The sequence below is a fragment of the Pelagibius sp. genome, from assembly GCF_028281305.1.
Taxonomy (GTDB): Bacteria; Pseudomonadota; Alphaproteobacteria; order Kiloniellales; family Kiloniellaceae; genus Pelagibius.
Genome location: NZ_JANQKD010000129.1, coordinates 1 through 18,576 on the forward strand (window position 1 = coordinate 1; position 18,576 = coordinate 18,576).

14 protein-coding genes are annotated in these 18,576 nt (G+C 64.8%); 5 read left to right on the forward strand and 9 right to left on the reverse strand.

From position 1 onward, the window contains the following. Positions 1 to 344 precede the first annotated feature (344 nt). The 7 genes from Q0982_RS23415 to Q0982_RS23445 form a co-directional block, all read right to left on the reverse strand. Entirely contained in the window at positions 345 to 764 is a 420-nt protein-coding gene (locus Q0982_RS23415) for a DUF1489 family protein (RefSeq protein ID WP_299400375.1), read from the reverse strand. A 39-nt stretch (positions 765 to 803) separates the two neighbouring features. Beyond that, positions 804 to 1,709 (reverse strand): hydroxymethylglutaryl-CoA lyase, encoded by a 906-nt coding sequence (locus tag Q0982_RS23420; RefSeq protein ID WP_299400378.1) that lies wholly within the window; start codon positions 1,707 to 1,709, stop codon positions 804 to 806. Between the two features lie 105 nt (positions 1,710 to 1,814). Further along, positions 1,815 to 3,818, reverse strand: coding sequence for an acetyl/propionyl/methylcrotonyl-CoA carboxylase subunit alpha (locus Q0982_RS23425; RefSeq protein ID WP_299400380.1), 2,004 nt, complete (start codon positions 3,816 to 3,818; stop codon positions 1,815 to 1,817). Positions 3,819 to 3,832: 14 nt separating this feature from the next. Next, a complete protein-coding gene (locus Q0982_RS23430) occupies positions 3,833 to 5,557 on the reverse strand; it encodes a monovalent cation:proton antiporter-2 (CPA2) family protein (protein ID WP_299400382.1) in 1,725 nt (574 codons plus the stop codon). A gap of 27 nt (positions 5,558 to 5,584) precedes the next feature. Further along, complete coding sequence (locus Q0982_RS23435) at positions 5,585 to 6,505, reverse strand: ion channel (protein WP_299400384.1); 921 nt, start codon at positions 6,503 to 6,505, stop codon at positions 5,585 to 5,587. A gap of 8 nt (positions 6,506 to 6,513) precedes the next feature. Beyond that, the gene (locus tag Q0982_RS23440; RefSeq protein WP_299400386.1) at positions 6,514 to 7,302 is read right to left on the reverse strand and encodes an enoyl-CoA hydratase/isomerase family protein; all 789 of its coding nucleotides are present in this window, start codon (positions 7,300 to 7,302) and stop codon (positions 6,514 to 6,516) included. Between the two features lie 4 nt (positions 7,303 to 7,306). Continuing rightward, a complete protein-coding gene (locus tag Q0982_RS23445; RefSeq protein ID WP_299400388.1) occupies positions 7,307 to 8,914 on the reverse strand; it encodes a carboxyl transferase domain-containing protein in 1,608 nt (535 codons plus the stop codon). Between the two features lie 169 nt (positions 8,915 to 9,083). Here Q0982_RS23445 and Q0982_RS23450 point away from each other — a divergent pair, with 169 nt between their 5' ends. Then, entirely contained in the window at positions 9,084 to 9,428 is a 345-nt protein-coding gene (locus Q0982_RS23450; protein ID WP_299400390.1) for a hypothetical protein, read from the forward strand. A 177-nt stretch (positions 9,429 to 9,605) separates the two neighbouring features. After that, a complete protein-coding gene (locus Q0982_RS23455; RefSeq protein ID WP_299400392.1) occupies positions 9,606 to 10,274 on the forward strand; it encodes a ribbon-helix-helix domain-containing protein in 669 nt (222 codons plus the stop codon). Positions 10,275 to 10,349: 75 nt separating this feature from the next. On the opposite strand, the gene Q0982_RS23460 is transcribed toward Q0982_RS23455, so the two are convergent. Together Q0982_RS23460 and Q0982_RS23465 are read right to left on the reverse strand one after the other, a co-directional pair. Beyond that, positions 10,350 to 10,733 (reverse strand): hypothetical protein, encoded by a 384-nt coding sequence (locus Q0982_RS23460; RefSeq protein ID WP_299400394.1) that lies wholly within the window; start codon positions 10,731 to 10,733, stop codon positions 10,350 to 10,352. Between the two features lie 301 nt (positions 10,734 to 11,034). Further along, complete coding sequence (locus Q0982_RS23465) at positions 11,035 to 12,351, reverse strand: TolC family outer membrane protein (protein ID WP_299400396.1); 1,317 nt, start codon at positions 12,349 to 12,351, stop codon at positions 11,035 to 11,037. A 1,010-nt stretch (positions 12,352 to 13,361) separates the two neighbouring features. Here Q0982_RS23465 and Q0982_RS23470 point away from each other — a divergent pair. The 3 genes from Q0982_RS23470 (at position 13,362) to Q0982_RS23480 (ending at position 18,561) form a co-directional block, all read left to right on the forward strand. After that, entirely contained in the window at positions 13,362 to 16,019 is a 2,658-nt protein-coding gene (locus Q0982_RS23470; protein WP_299400398.1) for a type I secretion system permease/ATPase, read from the forward strand. 183 nt (positions 16,020 to 16,202) lie between these two features. Beyond that, positions 16,203 to 17,537 carry an HlyD family type I secretion periplasmic adaptor subunit gene (locus Q0982_RS23475; protein WP_299400401.1) on the forward strand — a complete coding sequence of 445 codons (1,335 nt, stop codon included), beginning with the start codon at positions 16,203 to 16,205 and terminating at the stop codon, positions 17,535 to 17,537. Between the two features lie 295 nt (positions 17,538 to 17,832). Then, positions 17,833 to 18,561: a transglutaminase-like cysteine peptidase gene (locus Q0982_RS23480; protein ID WP_299400402.1), complete on the forward strand. Its 729-nt coding sequence runs from the start codon at positions 17,833 to 17,835 to the stop codon at positions 18,559 to 18,561. Positions 18,562 to 18,576: the final 15 nt, after the last annotated feature.

Consider the following 18,576-nt stretch of genomic DNA (forward strand, 5'->3'; position numbering starts at 1 on the left):
AAGGCCCCAGTGCCTAAACACCAAAACCCAAACAGCAGACCCAAAAACACAGACCCGCCGCCCGCGTATCCCTTCCATCAAACAACAATGTCAAACAGCCGGCCCGAACCGGAAACGCGCAAAGGCGATCCGCCGAGCAATCGCCCGCTTCATGACTTTCGTAGAAGCAGAAAACAGGGCGAACACTATACTGATAAGACGCAGGGCTTTCAACGCCCATCGGCTGTGGAAAACCTGCGCTTTGGGAGCCGCCGTGGAACCCTGAGGTTCCCCCGTCGGCGGAGAGGTATATAGGGTTTCGCCGCGGGCCTGTCCAGAACGAAAAGCGCCCTTCGGAAACTTTTTTACAGGATTCCCAGCGCCCTTAACTCAGCCTGCATATCCGGCGGCAAATCCTCGTTTTCGGCGCCCGCAGAAACCAGATCCTGCGGTGCCTTGGCAGCCTCCAGATAACGCCAGCCCTGAAACGGGCGCTGGCCACGCGGCAGCACCCGCACCAGGGTTCCGTCCAGGTGCAGGCGCGCAAAGCTGCGGCCTTCCGAGTCGGTTTCCTGGGAAATCTCCGTAATGGCCTGGCGGACCTGAAACCGCCCGCGGATGACCCAATAAAGCGAGCCGCCGTCAGCCACCTCTTCGGCGCGCTTGGGCATCATCCGGGTATCGTGAAACAGACGCGCGCCGCGGCGCAGGCGGCGTGCCTGACTGCGCTCGAGTTGCTCTACCGTATCCACCCCGACACAGAGCTTCATCAGATGAAGCGCCATAAACCGTCCGTCCTTCTCCGCCCGCCAGGCCCCATGCACCTAGGCCGCCTGGCCGGCCAAGGCAAGCGCCACCTTGGAGGACGACGGCCGGCCCAGCGCCTCGCAGATGAACGCGCCCGCGGCCGCCAGCCTGTCGAGGTCGATTCCGGATTCGATCCCCAGCCCGTTCAGCATGTAGACGACGTCCTCGCTGGCCACGTTGCCCGACGCCCCCTTGGCATAGGGGCAGCCGCCGAGCCCGGCAACGGCCGAGTCGACTGTGGCGACGCCCAGTTCCAGGCAGGCCAGGATATTGGCCAGGGCCTGGCCATAGGTGTCGTGAAAGTGCACCGCAAGGCGCTCCATCGGCACCGCGGCGGCGACCTGCGTCAGCATGTCCTGCGCGCGCTGCGGCGTTCCGACCCCGATGGTGTCGCCCAGGGAGATCTCGTCGCAGCCGAGATCCGTCAGGCCCCCGGCGACCTCGGCGACCTTCGCCGTGGGCACCTCCCCTTCGTAAGGACAGCCGAGGACGCAGGAGACATAGCCGCGCAGCCGCAAGCCCTGCGCCTTCGCCGCCGCGGCAACGGGACGGAAGCGTTCCAGGCTCTCGGCGATCGAGCAGTTGATGTTGCGCTGGGAGAAGCTTTCCGATGCGGCGGCAAAAACGGCGATCTCCTCGACACCGGCGGCCAGCGCCCGCTCCAACCCCTTTTCGTTCGGCACCAGGACCGGGTAGCGCACCCCGGGCTTCTTCTTCAGGGCCGCCAGGACCTCTGCCGTATCTGCCATCTGCGGCACCCACTTCGGGGAGACGAAGGCACCCGCCTCCACCACCGGACAGCCGGCCTCGGCGAGGCGTTCGATCAACGCCACCTTCACCGCAGTCGGCAGCGCTACAGCCTCGTTCTGCAGGCCGTCGCGCGGCCCGACCTCAACCACTTCCACGGACTTCGGAAACGCCATTCGGGTCCATTCCCGTCATTGCCTCTCGCGGCCAAGGCTAAAACCTAGATGCCCCTCACGCCAGCCCTGCGGCGTGGTTTGCCCATGCCGATGATCCGAGGCGCCTCATGTCTCAGCCAGGATGGCCAGCTCGCTGCCTTCCTCCACCAGTTCGCCGACAGCGCAGGCCAGGCTCTCGACCTCTCCGTCGTGCGGCGCGGTCAGGGTGTGTTCCATCTTCATCGCTTCCAGGCGCAGCAGGGGCTGGCCCTGCCCCACCCGGTCCCCCTGCCGAACCAGCACCGCCATCACCTTGCCCGGCATGGGCGCGACAATGCGTCCGCTGCCGACAGCATCGTCCGGCACACCCAGCAGCAGATCCTGCAAGCCGAGCCCCCAGACCGCGCCGTCGATCACCACCCAGCGCTGCTTGCCGTCACGCACCACCCGGGCCCGGAAGGTTTCCTCCCCCAGGCGGACCGCAAGGCGCCCGTCGGCGGTCTCGTCAAAGCGCACCGGACGCTCCCCCACCGGCAGGGAAAGGCTCAAGCCGGCCGGGCCGAAGTGGATCGAAACCTGGATCTCCTGCGCGCCGTGGATAAAGGTCAGGTCGCTGTGGGTCTCCGAGTTCAGGCGCCAGCCGTTGGTCAGCCGCCAGGGCGAATAGGGATCGCCCGAGGCCGCCGCCGCGCGGCGCGCCTCCCGGCTGCGCCAGCGCATCTCGGCCAGGGCGACGGCGGCAAGGACGGGCTCCGGCACCGCGTCGCCCCGTGCCAGCAGGCTGTCGCGGTGCTGATCCAGGAAGGCCGTGTCGATCCCGCCCTCGGCGAAGGCCGGGTGGGCCAGCGTCCGGCGCAGAAAGGCCACGTTGCTGGCGACGCCCACAACCTCTGTTTCGGCCAGCGCCCGGTTCAGCCGGCGCAGCGCGGCGGGGCGGTCCTCGCCATGGGCGATCACCTTGGCGATCATGGGATCGTAGAAAACCGAGATCTCGTCGCCGCTGCGCACCCCGCTGTCGACCCTCACGCCCGCGCCAGCCTCCGGGCCCTCCGGCAGGCTGAGATGGAGCAGGCGGCCGGTCGACGGCAGGAATCCGCTTTCCGGGTCCTCCGCATAGAGCCGGGCCTCGACGGCATGGCCGGAGATCGAGAGATCCTCCTGAGCCAACGGCAGCGGCTCGCCGGCTGCCACCCGAAGCTGCCACTCGACGAGGTCGAGGCCGGTGATCGCCTCCGTAACCGGGTGTTCGACCTGCAGGCGGGTGTTCATCTCCATAAAGTAGAAGGCGCCGTCGTCGTAGAGGAACTCGACGGTCCCGGCACCGCGGTAGTCGATCGCCCGGGCCGCCGCGACGGCGGCGGCGCCCATGGCTTCCCGCTGCTCCGCCGAGAGGCCCGGCGCCGGCGCCTCCTCGATCACCTTCTGGTGGCGGCGCTGCGCCGAGCAATCGCGCTCGAAGAGGTGCACCGCATTGCCATGGCCGTCGCAGAAAATCTGGATCTCGATATGCCGCGGCGCGGCCAGATAGCGTTCCAGAAGCACCCGGTCGTCGCCGAAGGCCGCCTTGGCTTCGCGCCGCGCGGCGTCGAGGCCGGCCGCAAAGTCCTGCGCCTGCGCCACGATGCGCATGCCCTTGCCGCCGCCGCCGGCCGAGGCCTTGATCATCAGGGGAAAGCCGAGGGCCTCGGCCTCGCGCTGCAGCCTGTCGTCGGCTTGCGCGTCGCCGTGGTAACCCGGCACCAGCGGGACGCCGGCTGCCCCCATGAGGGCCTTGGCCTCGCTCTTGGAGCCCATGGCGCGAATGGCCGAGGGCGGCGGCCCGATGAAGGCGATCCCGGCTTCCTGGCAGGCCTCGGCAAAGGCCGCATTCTCCGACAGGAACCCGTAGCCCGGGTGAATGGCTGCGGCGCCGATCGCCCTCGCCGCCTCCAGGATGGCCTCCGCCCGCAGATAGCTTTCCGCCGCCGGGGCCGGCCCGATGCAGCAGGCCGCATCGGCCAAGTCAACGTGGGCCGCGGCGGAATCGGCTTCCGAGTAGACCGCAATGCAGCGCAGGCCGAGCCGCCGGGCCGTGCGTATGACGCGGCAGGCAATCTCACCGCGGTTGGCGATCAGAACAGACTCGAACACGTCCCAGGCCTCTCCTATTCCTTCGCGGCCCCCGCCGCATTCTTGGCGTCGAGATCCTCCAGCCGGGCGTAGTTGTCGGCCCGAAAGTCGCTCATGACGCGGGTGACATCGTCGGCGCCGATGCCGACCGAAGACAAGAGAATTCCGCCCAGTTGCAGGCTGGCCTCGACGGTCTCCGGCACCACGGCGACGGCCCCGACCTGCTCCAGCGCCTGGGCGTGCCGCAGATCGTGGGAACGCACGAAAATCGGCAGTTGGGGCATGCGGCTGTGCAGGGCCTCGACAGCGCGGCTGGCCTCGGCCGAGCGGTCGACGGTGATGACCGCGGCGCGGGCGTGCTCCACTCCGGCCGCTTCCAGAACGTCGACCCGCGTTGCATCGCCGTAGTAAAGCGGCAGTCCGCGGCTGCGGTAGTGGGTGACCCGGCCATGATCCAGGTCCAGGGCCACGTAGGGAACGCCGCAGGCGGAGAGCACGCGCGCCACCGTCTGGCCGACCCGGCCGAAGCCGGCGATGATGACGTGATCGCTGATCCCTTCGGTTTCCGGCTTCAGGTTCTCCTGCCCGCCGCTCGGCTCAGGCACCACCCAGCGCGACAGCCGGCCCCCGGCCCAGCCCATGGCAGGGGTGACGGCCATCGACAGCGCGATGACCGCCAGCAGGAGCTGCCCGGTCTCGCGGTCCAACAGCCCCTGGATCATGGCGCCGCCAAACAGCACGAAGCCGAACTCGCCGGCCTGCGAAAGCAAGGTGCCGGACCGCACGGACACGTCGGCGGGCAGCTTCCAGAGCAGGCAAAGCAAGGTCGTGATAACGCTCTTCACCAGCAGCAGAGCCACAAGGCAGAGGATAACCAGCGGCCAGTCCTGCAGAAGCAACTGGATGTCGATCGCCATGCCGACAGCCATGAAGAAGAGCCCCAGCAGCAGCCCCTTGAAGGGCCGGATATCGGCATCGACCTGATGGCGGTATTCGGTTTCCGCCAGCAGCAGGCCCGCGAGAAAAGCGCCGAGCGCCATGGAGATTCCGCCCAGCGCCATCAGCCAGCCGGAGCCCAGCACCACCAGCAGCGTGGCGGCAACGAAAAGCTCCTGCAGTTTGCTGGCGGCAATGACCCGGTAGATCGGCCGCAGGATACGCCGGCCGATGACGATCGCCGCGATGACCACGCCGACCGCTTTCAGCGCCGCAAGACCCACCGCCTCCAGGATGTTGGCGTCGGGCCCGCTGAGCAGCGGCAACAGGGCCAGCAGGGGAATGATGGCCAGGTCCTGGAACAGCAGGACGGCGAAGGAGGTCCGCCCGAAGCGCGATGCCAGTTCGCCGCGCTCGATCAGCATCTGGATGACGAAGGCGGTAGAAGAAAGCGCCAGCCCGAAGCCGATGACCAGTGCCGCTTCGACCGACTGTCCGGCCCAGAGCGCGACGGCGCCGATCAGCACGGCGGTCAGGGTAACCTGGCTGGCACCGAGGCCGAAAACGAGACGGCGCATCACCTTGAGACGTTCGACCGAGAGCTCCAGGCCAATCGCGAAAAGCAGGAAGATGACCCCGAATTCACCCAGGAGCTGGACGCTGTCCGGGTCTTCCACCAGGGCGAGCGCGGAGGGACCGACCAGGACCCCCGCCGCAAGGTACCCGAGCACCGAACTCGACCGCGCCCAGCGGAACAGAGGCACGACGCAGACCGCCGCGATCAGGAAGATCAGGACCTCGTTCAGGTGAGTGGTAGCATGCATCGTGCCGGCCTGTTCCTGGACCCTGGTCTAGCTCCGGCGGCCGTGCACCGGGTGCTCCCGTGTGAACCGCAGCACTTCCGAGAAGCCGAAGATGATCAGCCAGACGCCGATGACGATCTGCAAGGAGGCAATGGCCCGGATGAGTAGGCTTGCGGGCACGAGGTCGCCGTAGCCGACGGTGCTCAGCGTGATGATCGAAAAGTAGAGGCTTTCCATGAAACTGATCGCCCTCGGCTCTCCGGCCACCACGAAGTGATCACCGGGGATGATACGCCCGATGAGCCGATAGACTCCCGCAAAAACGATGACGACAAAGGAATAGTAGGTGAAGAAAGCGAGGGTCGGCGCCATCAGTGCGCTGGCACGGGCGAAGAAGTCCTCGAACAACAGCCCGGTTTCGAGCAGAAAGGCGGTGACGTCGCGGCAGACGGCCAAGACCGTGACCGCGATCAGCCCCATGCTGGCAAGCAGCAGCAGACCGACGGTCTCAGGACTGAAGCCCTGGTGCGGCACCAAGAAGGTCGCCAGCCCCACGGCCATGACCGGCAGGAGCCACAGGAAGACGCGTGGCGCGTAGTGGATGCGAGTGTCACTTTCATGGTGCACCAGACGGTGAATCGCGCCGCGCCGCAACCACACGCCAGCCATGTAGGCAAGGATCGGCAGGGCAAAGGACAGCCGCACGATCCAGTCTGCTGCGACCCCGAAGTTCGACTCGAGAAAGAAGATGAAGAGGCAGGCATAGACCGAGAGGAAGTTCGCCAACGCGATGGTCGTAAAGTAACTCCCGGGAAAGAGGCGATAGAACAGGGTCACGCAGAACACCAGGGTTCCGAGCATGACCACGAAAAAGAAGTCGATCGACTCCGAGACCGAAAGCGAGACCAGAACGTAGAGGCCGAGTGTCAGAACCAAGCCCGGCAACCAATAGCGGTCAGGCTTTTTCATCGCAGGCTTCAGTCCCTTCGCCAGTGAGGCTTCCGCTTCTCCAGGAACGCGGCGACGCCCTCGCGCCCTTCCTCCGAGGCGCGCACCGTGGCGATCCGCTCCGCCGTATCCTCGATCAGCCTGTCGTCGCTGGCCTCGGTTACGGCAAAGATCAGGTCCTTGGCCGCGGCCTGGGCCAGGGGGCCGCCATCCAGCAGCTTGGCGGCGAGTTGCCGCCCCATCTGGTCCAGGGCGCCGGCCTCGACCACTTCGTGGACCAGGCCCAGGCGCTGGGCCTCCCAAGCCGAAAAGACCTCGGCGGTGAGGAAGTAGCGCCGGGCAGCCGCCTCGCCGATGGCCGCTATCACGTAGGGACTGATGACCGCAGGGATCAGGCCCAGCTTCACCTCCGAGAGGCAGAACGTGGCGGCCTCGGCGGCAACCACGATATCACAACAGGCCACCAGGCCAACGCCGCCGCCGTAGGCGGGCCCCTGAACCAGGGCCAGCGTCGGCTTGGAAAGCCCGTTCAGGGTCTGCATCAGCTTTGCCAGGCGCAAGGCGTCTTCACGGTTCTCCGCTTCGGAGTAACCGGCCATCGCCTTCATCCAGTTGAGATCGGCGCCGGCAGAGAAGCTGCGGCCCTGTGCGGCCAGCACCACCAGACGCACACGCTCGTCCTCTTCGAGGCCTGTCAAAGCCGTCGTCAGCTCGCTGATGAGCACATCGTTGAACACGTTGTGCGCCTCGGCACGGGTCAGCGTGATCCGCGCCACGCCACGGCTGTCGATCTCTTCGACGAAAAAGGGTGCCGTCACTGTCCTACATCCTGAATACGCCAAAGCGTGTCGGTTCGAGGGGCGCATTCAGCGCAGCCGAGATACCGAGCCCGAGCGCCATGCGCGTGTCCAGCGGGTCGATGATGCCGTCGTCCCACAGGCGGGCCGTCGCATAATATGGGTGGCCCTGCAGCTCGTACTGTTCGCGGATCGGGGCCTTGAAGGCCTCCTCCTCCGCCTCGCCCCAGCTCTGCCCCTTTGCCTCTGCCGCATCGCGGCGCAGCGTCGCCATCACCGTTGCCGCCTGCTCGCCGCCCATGACGGAGATCCGTGCGTTCGGCCACATCCACAGGAAACGGGGGCCGTAGGCGCGCCCGCACATGCCATAGTTGCCGGCGCCGAAGCTGCCGCCCAGGATTACCGTGAACTTCGGCACCTTGGCGCAGGCTACGGCCGTCACCAGCTTGGCCCCGTCCTTGGCGATGCCGCCGGCCTCGTACTTCTTGCCGACCATGAAGCCTGTGATGTTCTGCAGGAAGACCAGCGGGATGCCGCGCTGGGCGCAGAGCTCGATGAAGTGCGCGCCCTTCAGGGCCGACTCCGAAAACAGGATGCCGTTGTTGGCGAGGATACCGACGGGATAGCCGCAGAGGCGGGCAAAACCGCAGACCAGGCTCTGGCCGTAAAGGGCCTTGAACTCGTCCAGCTCACTGGCATCGACGAGGCGGGCGATCACCTCGCGCACATCGTAGGGCTGGCGCAGGTCACGCGGGACGAGGCCGTAGAGTTCCGCGGGGTCGTAGTGTGGCGCACGCGCCTCGGAAACCTCCAAGGACTGCGACTTCGGCCGGTTCAGGTTGGCGACGATCCGGCGCACGATGGCAAGAGCATGGCTGTCGTTCTCGGCGTAGTGGTCGGCCACACCGGAGGTTCGGGTGTGCACCTCCGCCCCGCCGAGCTCCTCCGCAGAGACGATCTCCCCGGTCGCCGCCTTCACCAGCGGTGGCCCGCCGAGAAAGATGGTGCCCTGACCTTTCACGATGATGCTTTCGTCCGCCATCGCCGGGACATAGGCGCCCCCCGCGGTGCAGGAGCCCATGACGGCCGCGATCTGGGGAATTCCCTTGGCTGACATGTTGGCCTGATTGAAGAAGATACGGCCGAAGTGATCGCGGTCCGGAAACACCTGGTCCTGGTTGGGCAGGTTGGCGCCGCCGGAGTCGACCAGATAGATGCAGGGCAGATGGTTCTGCTCGGCGATCTCCTGGGCACGCAGGTGCTTCTTGACGGTCAGGGGATAGTACGTGCCGCCCTTCACCGTGGCGTCGTTTGCCACGATCAGGCACTCACGGCCGGAGACACGCCCGATACCGGTAATCAGGCCGGCAGCCGGCACCTCGCCCTCATAGAGGCCGTGAGCGGCCAACTGGGACAGCTCCAGAAAGGGCGAGCCGCTGTCCAGCAGGCAACGAACCCGCTCACGGGGCAGCAGCTTGCCGCGCTCCAGGTGCTTGGCGCGGGCGCGCTCGCCGCCGCCGCCCTTTACCGTTTCGACCTGCGCGCGCAGATCGGCAACGAGTTCCTGATTGATCCGCCGGTTCTCCGCGAATTCAGGGTCCCTGGTATTGGCTTTGCTGACGATGAGCGGCATGGCTCGGGCGAATCGGCCTGTGGCAGGATCGTTCTAGTTTCGCCAATGTGCGGACCTCGGCAAGCAAAAAGCAAGGAATCTTAGGCCTTTCGCTCTGCCTCCGGCGCACTGCTTACCCAATGTTAACCACTGGCTGAATAGCCTAGCGCGCAGACGAAGGAGCGCATCCATGCCCTACGTGGCGCGAGACGATCACGGACAGATCACCGAAGTCCAGGAACGCGAGACCGAGGCGGCCTACGAACAGGTCGCCCTGGACGATCCGGAACTGGTGTCCTTTCTGAACGAAGGCCTCGGCCAATCTCGGATCCGCGAAGAGCTGGAAGCCTCTGACCTGGAGTTCATCCGCGTCATCGAGGACGTTATCGCCGTCCTGATCGACAAGAGGGTGTTCATGCTGACCGACCTGCCGGCCGCAGCCCAGGATAAGCTGGCACGCCGCTACAATCTGCGCAGCAAGCTCTCCGACCTGGGCGGCATCGTGGCCGACCACGAGGACATCATGCTGCCCTGACGGGCGCCCACTTGGCCCCGCCCTTCCGGCTTTCTCCTCTCCAATCTTCCAGCCGCCGCGGGCTTCCCGTGCGGGAATGCCTGCAGGCACCGAACTGCCACCCCGCGCGCTTGCGGATCTGCCCATATTTATGTATGAGTGCTCAGCCTTATCCCGAGACCAGCCAGAACAGCGACGTTGCAGAGTCCAGCGCCCAAAGCCTTTGGAAATCAGGCCCCCAAGCCGCGCATTGTCCAGTACCGCAACAAGCGGTACTCGGTGCGGCTGGAGCCGATCTACTGGCAAACCCTCGAAGTGCTGGCGGAGCGGAACCGCCTGCGCCTCGGCCGGTTCGTGGCGGAACTGGCGGAGGGCTACGAAGGTCCCAACTTTTCTTCTTACCTGCGGGTTTTCTGCATGCTCGAGGGCGAACAGGCATTGGCCCGGGAAACCCTGGGGCCGACCCACCACGGCCTGCTGGACGTCGTGACCAACTGCCCCAACCCAGGCGTCATCCTCTCCCGCTACAGGACGGTGATCGCATACAACAGCGCCTTCGGGGAGTGGCTGGGCCCGATGGATGTGGCCGTTATCGGTGCCGAGCTGACCAGCCTGGTGCAGGTGCGCACGCGCCGTTCCCTCACCGAGGTCTGGCAGGACATGATCAGCGGCCGCGAGGCCAAGAGCGATGCCAAGCTGCTCTACGTGGCACCGGGGCGGGTCAACGCCGCGCAGGCGACGATCCTGGCCCTGCGGTCCCAGACCTATCAGGAGTTCTATGCGGTGATGTGGCTGTCCCCCCAAGCCAGGCGTCCCGGGGTTCCAGGGGCGGCACCGATGCCGCCAACCCGTGCGCCTCAGGACTGAGAACGCCACACAGGGATCAGGCGAGCCTCGCCGGTCTCCGGGCACGGCAATCCTGGCAGAGACTCTGCGAACCGGTCAGGCGATGTTGGGGTCGTTGATGATCAGAACGTCGCTGGCGCTGTAGACCGTCAGGCCGCCCTCGAAACTATAGAAGTTGAGGCCGGTGACATCGACGCCGGTCGCGGTGACGTGCTCCTCGGCGACGCCGAACTCGGTGATGGTCTCGGTCGTCAGGATGTTCACGGACACGTCTTCGCCCGTGAACAGCACCACCTCACCGTCCGGATCCGGCAACAGGTCGTCGAGCTCCAGCAGGACGGAATCGGCACTCAGATCGTCGGCCGGCGAAGGCGCGCCCGGTTCCACAATGACCAGTGGAAGGCGATCCTGGTCGACGTCCAGCACCAAGCTCTGCTCAGGCGCTTCCTCAGCGCTGACCGGAGCCTGTGGCAGATCCACAGCTGATTTGTTGTCGTCCATACCGCAAAGGCCACCTTTTGGGCCTAGTTTCCACAGCTCTAGACCACCAAAATAGATCTTTCACCAGCAAAGAACAACCATTCCGCACCGCAGGGGCGCTGAATCAAGGAATTTTGTCCTTTTTTGTGTCCGGATTGGCCCCGGCGCGCTTCGTCGCCCAAGCAGAGGGCAGACCCTGCGGGTTCCCGGACGGGGCTGCAAGACGGAAACGGCCCCTCCGCGCCGGAGGGGCCGTCTTTATCCGAAAGCTGTCTGCCGCCACGCGGCAGACGTCGGAGCGTCAGTCAACCAGACCCTCGGCCCAGGACTTCTGCTCGACCACCGCCTGGTCAGGCGCGGAAACACCCAGTGTATCCAGCAGGATGCCGCCGACGCCCAGGACGCGGTAAGACGCGAGCTGCTCGTTGGTCTGAGCGGTGACCAGCTGGCCTTCCGAAACGAACAGTTCGTTCTCCGCGTCCAGCACGTCCAGCAGGGTCCGCTGAGCGACCTCGAACTGCTGCTCGTAGGCATCCAGGGTGGAGCGGTTGAAGTCACGGGCCGTTTCCAGCGCTTCGATGCTGTCGCGGGCCGCCTCAAGAGCGAACCAGGAGGTGCGCATTTCCTGCTGCGATTCCAGCACCGACTGGAAACGGCGGTTCTTGCTCTCCGTCAGGCGGAACAGAGCCTCTTGACGGGCCGCCCGGTCGATGCCGCCGCGGAAGAGGTTCCACCGCACCCGCACCATGACCTGGTTGTTGAACTCGTAGGTGTCCAGCGCCGAGGTTCCGTCGTTGTACTCGGACTGCGCCTCCAGCGTGATGGCCGGATAGAACGGCACTTCGGACAGCTCGACCTCGGCTTCTGCCGTGCGCACATCCGCCTCGAAGATCTTGGTGGTGTTGTTGTTGCGCACGGCCAGCTGGACCGCATCATCCAGATCAGCGGGCAAGGAGCCGGCCGGGAATTCCGGATAGGTGAGATCGTTGCCCGGGAAAGACCCGATGATGCGGGTGAAGATCGCCTCGGAATCCCGCAGGTCGTTCAGGGTTTCGATCAGGGTGTTGTCCGCCCGGGCGGTACGCGCCTCGGTTTGGGCAACGTCTGCCTCGCTGCCGCCACCGCCGCGCAACCGCTCCTGCTGAGCGGCCAGCACCTGCTGGTGATAGGCAACGTTGTCTTCGGCCAGCTTTACCAGGTCGCGCTGGCGCAGCACTTCGAGGTATGCGCCGATCGCGTCAAGGGCCAGAACTGCGGAGTTTTCGTAAACCCGATTGGCCGCGGACTCGACTCGCGCCTGCTCGCGCTCGACCGTCGCGCCGGCCTCGAAGCCGTCGAACAGCCGCTGCTGCAGCGTAAGCGACGTCTCCTGACGACGCGTCGTCTCGGTGCCGCCGTTGTTGTTGGCGCGAGACGTAGAGTCGTCGAAATTCTCAATACCGATGCCGGCGGCAAGATCGATCTGCGGCAAATACAGGCCACGGGCCTGACGCAGTTCCTGATCGACTGCCTCACGGTTGCTGGCGACAACGCCGATATCCGGATTGGTGGCGATCGCCTGCTCTACGGCTTCCGTGAGCGACATGGCATGTGCCGACATCGCCAACGGGAATGCCATGGCGCCACCCAAGAGTGCCGCCTTAAAACTTGTCAAACTCACACTGCGAGACCAGCGCATGCTAGCTTCCCCCGACTTAAAACCTTGCATCTAATACCTCTCCCCCGTGTCGGACCTCACCGTCCGGAGATGGACGAAAGGCAAACAATTCTCGAAATATTCGCGACTTGTAACCTGTTTCCAGTTTGACTGTCAACGAGCGCACTCAAGCCGAAACAGGGTTAATCAGCGATTGATCGTCTGATCTGCCACACTGTGACAAATTAACCACAACCGAGCTCTCGTGTCACTACCGTAAGTTCTCAGGATTAAAACCCAAGCAACTGGCATCAGGTACAAATCTGGCCGCGAGGATGGGAAACACCGCCGCAGCCAATCTTCTGGCTAGCGCATAAGACCCTCCGGCGGATTCTGTCAATCGCCACGGTCACCCCGGACCGCGTCTCAGAAGAGGTAGCCGGCTGGTGAAGACCCTCTCAAACCGCCGTGCGGCCTCCCGTTTGTGGCGCGCGCGACCGTATCTTTGAACCGAAGGTTTAATAAATGCGACAAGTCTTGCGTAACGAGACCGAAATACTGCCTGCAAAGCGGCCTGCACGGAGCGCATTACTGGTGAATACTGTGGCATTTCGCACAGTCGGGCGCGCAGACGGGACCATAGGGTTTCCAGGCGTCCCGGCCCGCAGAAGCGGGGGAACAACGGAACCCCGGACACAGGGCCGAGCAGAGTGTCACAAATACGCTCGAGTCAAACCGCTGGCCCTCCGGGCAAAGTATGCTATTAACCCTTTGCGAATGAAGCGAAGATAGATTTTCCGGCAGTTTCCAGGCGTCCTGAACCCAAACTCTTTGCGAATTCGTAACAACTATAGTGAAGCCTTGGCATTGATCGTTCTTGCACTGGGAACAGTGGGCTGGCGTGCCGTTCTGTCCAATTGCGCACCGCCCCAACGTCAGTATGCCAAAGTGCCGGATCGGACATGAGTTGACGGGGGAACAGTAGGCACAACATGGCCGCCCGCGATGACACGATGGCGAAGCGAACGCCTCCCGTCACCGGACTGAAGTCCGGCAAGGGCAAAGATACCAAGGCCGCGGATGTTCACCGGCCGGATCCGGACCTGACCTTCGGGCGCGGCAAGCCGGCCCCAGAGCCGGACCTGAAAACCGGTGTCGGGCCCAGCGAGGGCGCAAACGCGGCCAGCGAGCCGGACCTGAAGCTGCCGCCGGCGCGGTTTGAGGATGAGCCGGCGACGTCAGCGCAGGAATCCGCCGTCCCGTCCCGGTCCGACGGTGACGGTGACGGCGACGGCAAGAGTTCAGATAAGGGTGTGCGATCCGACCATGGATCTGCCAAGAGCAAGGATACAGCCGACGTGAGTGAGGCATTTGATACCGAACGCAAGGGACCCGAGGGCGAGAGTCTCGCCGAGTCCGAAGCGGCGGCAAGCGAGGATTCCAAGGGTGCCGGCCTCGGCGTGACCTTGCGCGCGAAGGATGTGATCGAAGACGCATCCGACAAGGACTGGACGATTGCAGCGTCCTCGGTCGATTTTGAGGACCCTCTGGTCCGCTCGCTCTCTCTTCTGGCAGGGCTGCTTCAGCGCCCGATCTCCGTCGAAGCGCTGAAGGCCGGCCTGCCCCATGCCCAAGAGGCCTTCACGCCTGAGCTGGCGGTCCGCGCAGCCGAACGGGCGGGCCTCTCCGCCAGGGTGGTGCGGCGCCCTCAGCTATCGAAGATCCTGCCGGTCACCCTGCCCTGCATTCTCCTGCTGAAGGGCGGCAACTGCTGTGTGCTGAACGAGCTGGCCAACGGCCAGGCTGATGTCCTGCTGCCGGAAGCCGGCGGCACCTCCAAATCGCTGGACGTGCAGGCACTGCAGGAGCAGTTCACCGGCTATGCCATCTTCGCCCGCACCGAGGCGCGTTTCGACGATCGTGCGCCCGAGCGCAAGCTTGCGGAGCCGCGGGCCTGGTTCTGGGGCACCCTGGCCCAGTTCTGGCCAATCTACAGCCACGTCGTTCTGGCCTCGCTGCTGATCAACTGCTTCGCCATCGCCAGCCCGCTCTTCATTATGAATGTCTACGACCGCGTGGTGCCCAACCAGGCGATCGAGACGCTCTGGGTCCTGGCCATCGGTGTGCTGACGGTCTTCGGCTTCGAGTTCGTGATGCGCAACCTGCGCACCTATTTCGTCGACATCGCCGGCAAGAACGCGGATGTGATCATCGCCAGCCGGCTGCTCGAGCAGCTCATGTCCACCCGTCTCGATGCCAAGCCCGCCTCGACCGGGGCCATGGCCAACAACCTGCGGGAATTCGAGTCGCTGCGCGAGTTCTTCACTTCGGGCACCCTCGTGGCCCTCGTCGACCTGCCCTTCATCTTCCTGTTCATTGGCGTTATCTACATCGTCGCCGGCCCGGTCGCTTTCGTGCCGCTGGCCATGGTGCCGCTGGTGATCTGCGTCGGCTGGTTCCTGCAGTATCCCCTGCGCAGCCTGATGGAAAAGGGACAGCGCGAGGCGAGCCAGAAGCACGCTCTTCTGGTGGAGACCATCGACGGTCTGGAGACCATCAAGGCCACCGCCGCCGAAGGCCGGGTCCAGCGCTCCTGGGAACGTTTCGTCGGCCTCTCGGCCGAGTCCTCGGGCAAGGCCCGGTTCATCTCCGGGTTTGCAACCACCTTCGCACAGATCGCCATTCAGATGTCCACGGTGATCGTCATCGTCTTCGGCGTCTACCAGATCGCCGAGGGCAACATCACCATGGGCGCCCTGATTGCCGCCACGATCCTGACCGGCCGCGCATTGGCGCCGCTGGGGGCGGTGGCGGCCATGCTGACCCGCCTGCAGCAGTCCCGCGTCGCGCTGAAGTCGCTGGACGAGCTGATGAAGGCGCCGGTGGAGCGGTCCCAGAACAAGCGCTTCCTGCACCGGCCGCGCCTCAGCGGCCAGGTCGAGTTCAAGCAGGTCACCTTCAGCTATCCGGGCCAGGAGACCAAGGCGCTCGACAACCTCACCTTCAAGATCAAGCCCGGCGAAAGAGTGGGCATGCTGGGGCGCATCGGTTCGGGCAAGAGCACGGTGTCGCGCATGATGGTGGGCCTCTACGAGCCGATGGAGGGCGCCGTCCTGATGGACGGTACCGACATCCGGCAGGTCGACCCGGCCGACCTGCGCCGCAACATCGGCTACGTTTCGCAGGATAACTATCTGTTCTTCGGCTCGGTGCGCGACAACATCTGCTTCGGCGCGCCCCACGTGGACGACGAGACCATTCTGCGCGCTGCCGAAGTGGCCGGGGTCAGCGATTTCCTGCGGACCCACCCGCTGGGCTTCGACCTGCCGGTTGGCGAGCGCGGCATGGCCCTCTCAGGCGGCCAGCGCCAGTCTGTCGCCATCGCCCGCTCCATGCTTCTGGACCCGCCGATCATCCTGCTGGATGAGCCGACCAGCCATATGGACAACTCCTCCGAGGCCGCTTTCAAACGGCGCCTCGAAAGCATGCTGCCTGGTAAGACTCTTTTCCTGGTGACACACCGCAGTTCCCTGCTAACGCTGGTCGACCGCTTGCTGATCATCGACAACGGCAAGATCGTGGCCGACGGCCCGAAGGACGAGGTTCTGAAGGCGCTGCGCCAGGGCCAGATCCGGGCCAGCAGCACCTGAGCGGGAGCATTGCTCAGGCGGGCCGGCCCAGATACCGGCCCAGATCCCGGCCCAGATCCCGGCCCAGATCCCGGCCCAGATCAATGACAAGGCAGCGGAACTGGGCCAAGCTGTAGAATTCCACCGCCCCCGCTCGCACAGTCGACGGCGCGGCAGGAGCGGGAAACGAAGGACTGAGTGGATATGAGCTCACAAGGCGTTTTCGATCGTGACGATCTCGACTTTATGCCGGAGGTCCATGCTGCTACGCGGCACCGTGGGCGGCGCTTCGCCTACATCCTGACGATCATCTCGGTCATCTTCTTTATCGTCATGGGAGTTTGGGCCCACTACGCGGTCCTGGACGAAGTGACCCGCGGCGAAGGCACCATCATCCCCTCCTCCAAGACCCAGGTCATTCAGAACCTGGAAGGCGGCATCCTCTCCGAGATCCTGGTCCGCGAAGGCGACATTGTCGAGGCCGGCGACGTCCTGGTGCGGATCGAGAACACCATCGCCACGGCAAATCTGGAAGACGCCCGCTCCCAATACCTCAGCCTGCAGGCCACCGAGGCCCGCCTGATCGCGGAACTGGAAGAGAAAGAGGCCGTCGACTTCCCGCCGTCGGTGAACGAAGAGGCCCCCATCGTGGTCGCTGACCAGCAGCGCCTCTTCAACGCCCGCAAGCGCCAACTCGCCGCCCAGGTTTCGGTGCTTGAATCCCAGGCCAGCCAGCGCAAGCAGGAAGTCGCGGAAATGGGCAGCCGCCGCCGCCAGCTGGAGCAAAGCCTGCGTCTGGCACGCGAAGAACAGGCGATCACGGCACCGCTCGTGCAGAAAGGCATTATGCCCCGCATCGAGCTGATCCGCATCGACCGCCAGGTCGCGGACCTGGAGGGCGAGATCCGCACCATCCGCACCGCCATCCCCCGCCTGCAGTCGGCCCAGAAAGAGGCCGAGCAGCGCATCGACGAGATGGTCCTGACAACGCGGACCGAAACCTCTGACGAGCTGAATCGGATCCGCGCCGAGTTGAAGTCGATCTCCCAGTCGCTCTTCGCCGGCCAGGACCGGGTCACGCGCACCGCGGTGCGCTCGCGGGTGCGCGGGACAGTGAAGAACCTGAAGCGCACGACCGTCGGCGGCGTCATCCAGCCGGGCGAAGACATCATGGAGATCGTGCCTCTGGACGATACGCTTCTGGTGGAAGCCCAGGTGCGGCCGGCCGACATTGCGTTTCTGCGCCCCGGCCAGGAATCCATCATCAAGGTCTCGGCCTACGACTTTTCCGTCTACGGCGGACTGACGGCCAACCTGGAACGCATCTCCGCCGACACCATCAAGGACGAGCAGGGCGAGAGCTTCTACCGCGTCTACCTGCGCACCCAGGAGAGCCATCTGGAACGCAACGGTGAAACCTTGCCGATCATTCCCGGCATGACCGTGACGGCGGAGATCCTGACCGGCGAGAAGTCGGTCCTGGATTACCTGCTGAAGCCCATCCTCAAGGCGCAGGGCTCGGCGCTGCGCGAGCGCTAAAACAGCCCGCACCGCGGTGCGGATACCGGCGCAGCGCCGTCACCAACCCGGTGGCGGCGCTTTTTGCTGCATTTACCATCCCGCCCGGCCGGATAGCGTGCATTTGAGGCAAAAACGCCGGAAATGCGCCTCACCCGGCCGTGAGCCGCGTAAACCATCTTTCGAAAACTTCCCTTAAGTCAAAGCAGCGATCCTCACAGGGCAAGGCTTTGAAGCGGCTTCAAAGCCCACGAGATCCGTGTCTCTGCGCGACCCGTGCATCTGCACCGCTCAGAGATCCTGAGGGAGCCTGCAGTTGGATCGCCGTGCCTTTCTTCGCTCGTCCGCGCTCATGCTCGGCACCGCCCTTGGCGGCGCCGTGATCGAGGCTGTGGCGAAGCCGGCGGCGGCTCAGTCCCTGGGCGACTTTCTCAAGTCCAGCCGCAACGTCGGCAAAGGCCTTTTCGGCTCCACGGAGATCTCCTCGGCCAGCCTCAAGGCTCTGCCGCAATGGGCCCGGGTGCTCTCGAAAATGGAGCAGGAACGCGGCAGCTTTCATGCCTGCCTGAACGACCCCGCCGCCTGCAGCACCGCCGGTCTGAAATCCTGGCGCGAGGTCGCCACGGCCGCCAAGGGCCAGCCGCGCCTGGAGATGCTCAAAACGGTCAATCAGTACTTCAACCGCTGGCCCTACAAGATCGACCAGGAGCTCTATGGCGTCAGCGAGTTCTGGGCCAGCCCCAAGGAGTTCATGAAGCGATCCGGGGATTGCGAGGACTACTCCATCGCCAAGTTCTTCGTTCTGAGGGATCTCGGCCTTGCCAACGAGGAGATGCGGGTGGTCATCCTGATGGACCGGATCCGGCGCATCGGCCACGCGGTCCTGGCGGTCTACGAGCCCAACGGGGACATCCTGGTCCTGGACAGCCTCAGCGACCTGATCTTCTCCCACAAGAAGTACCGGCACTACCTGCCCCAATACTCCATGAACGAGACCACACGCTGGGCGCACTTTTACGACAAGAAGCGCACCGCCTCTTTGTAAATATTCGTTAATTCC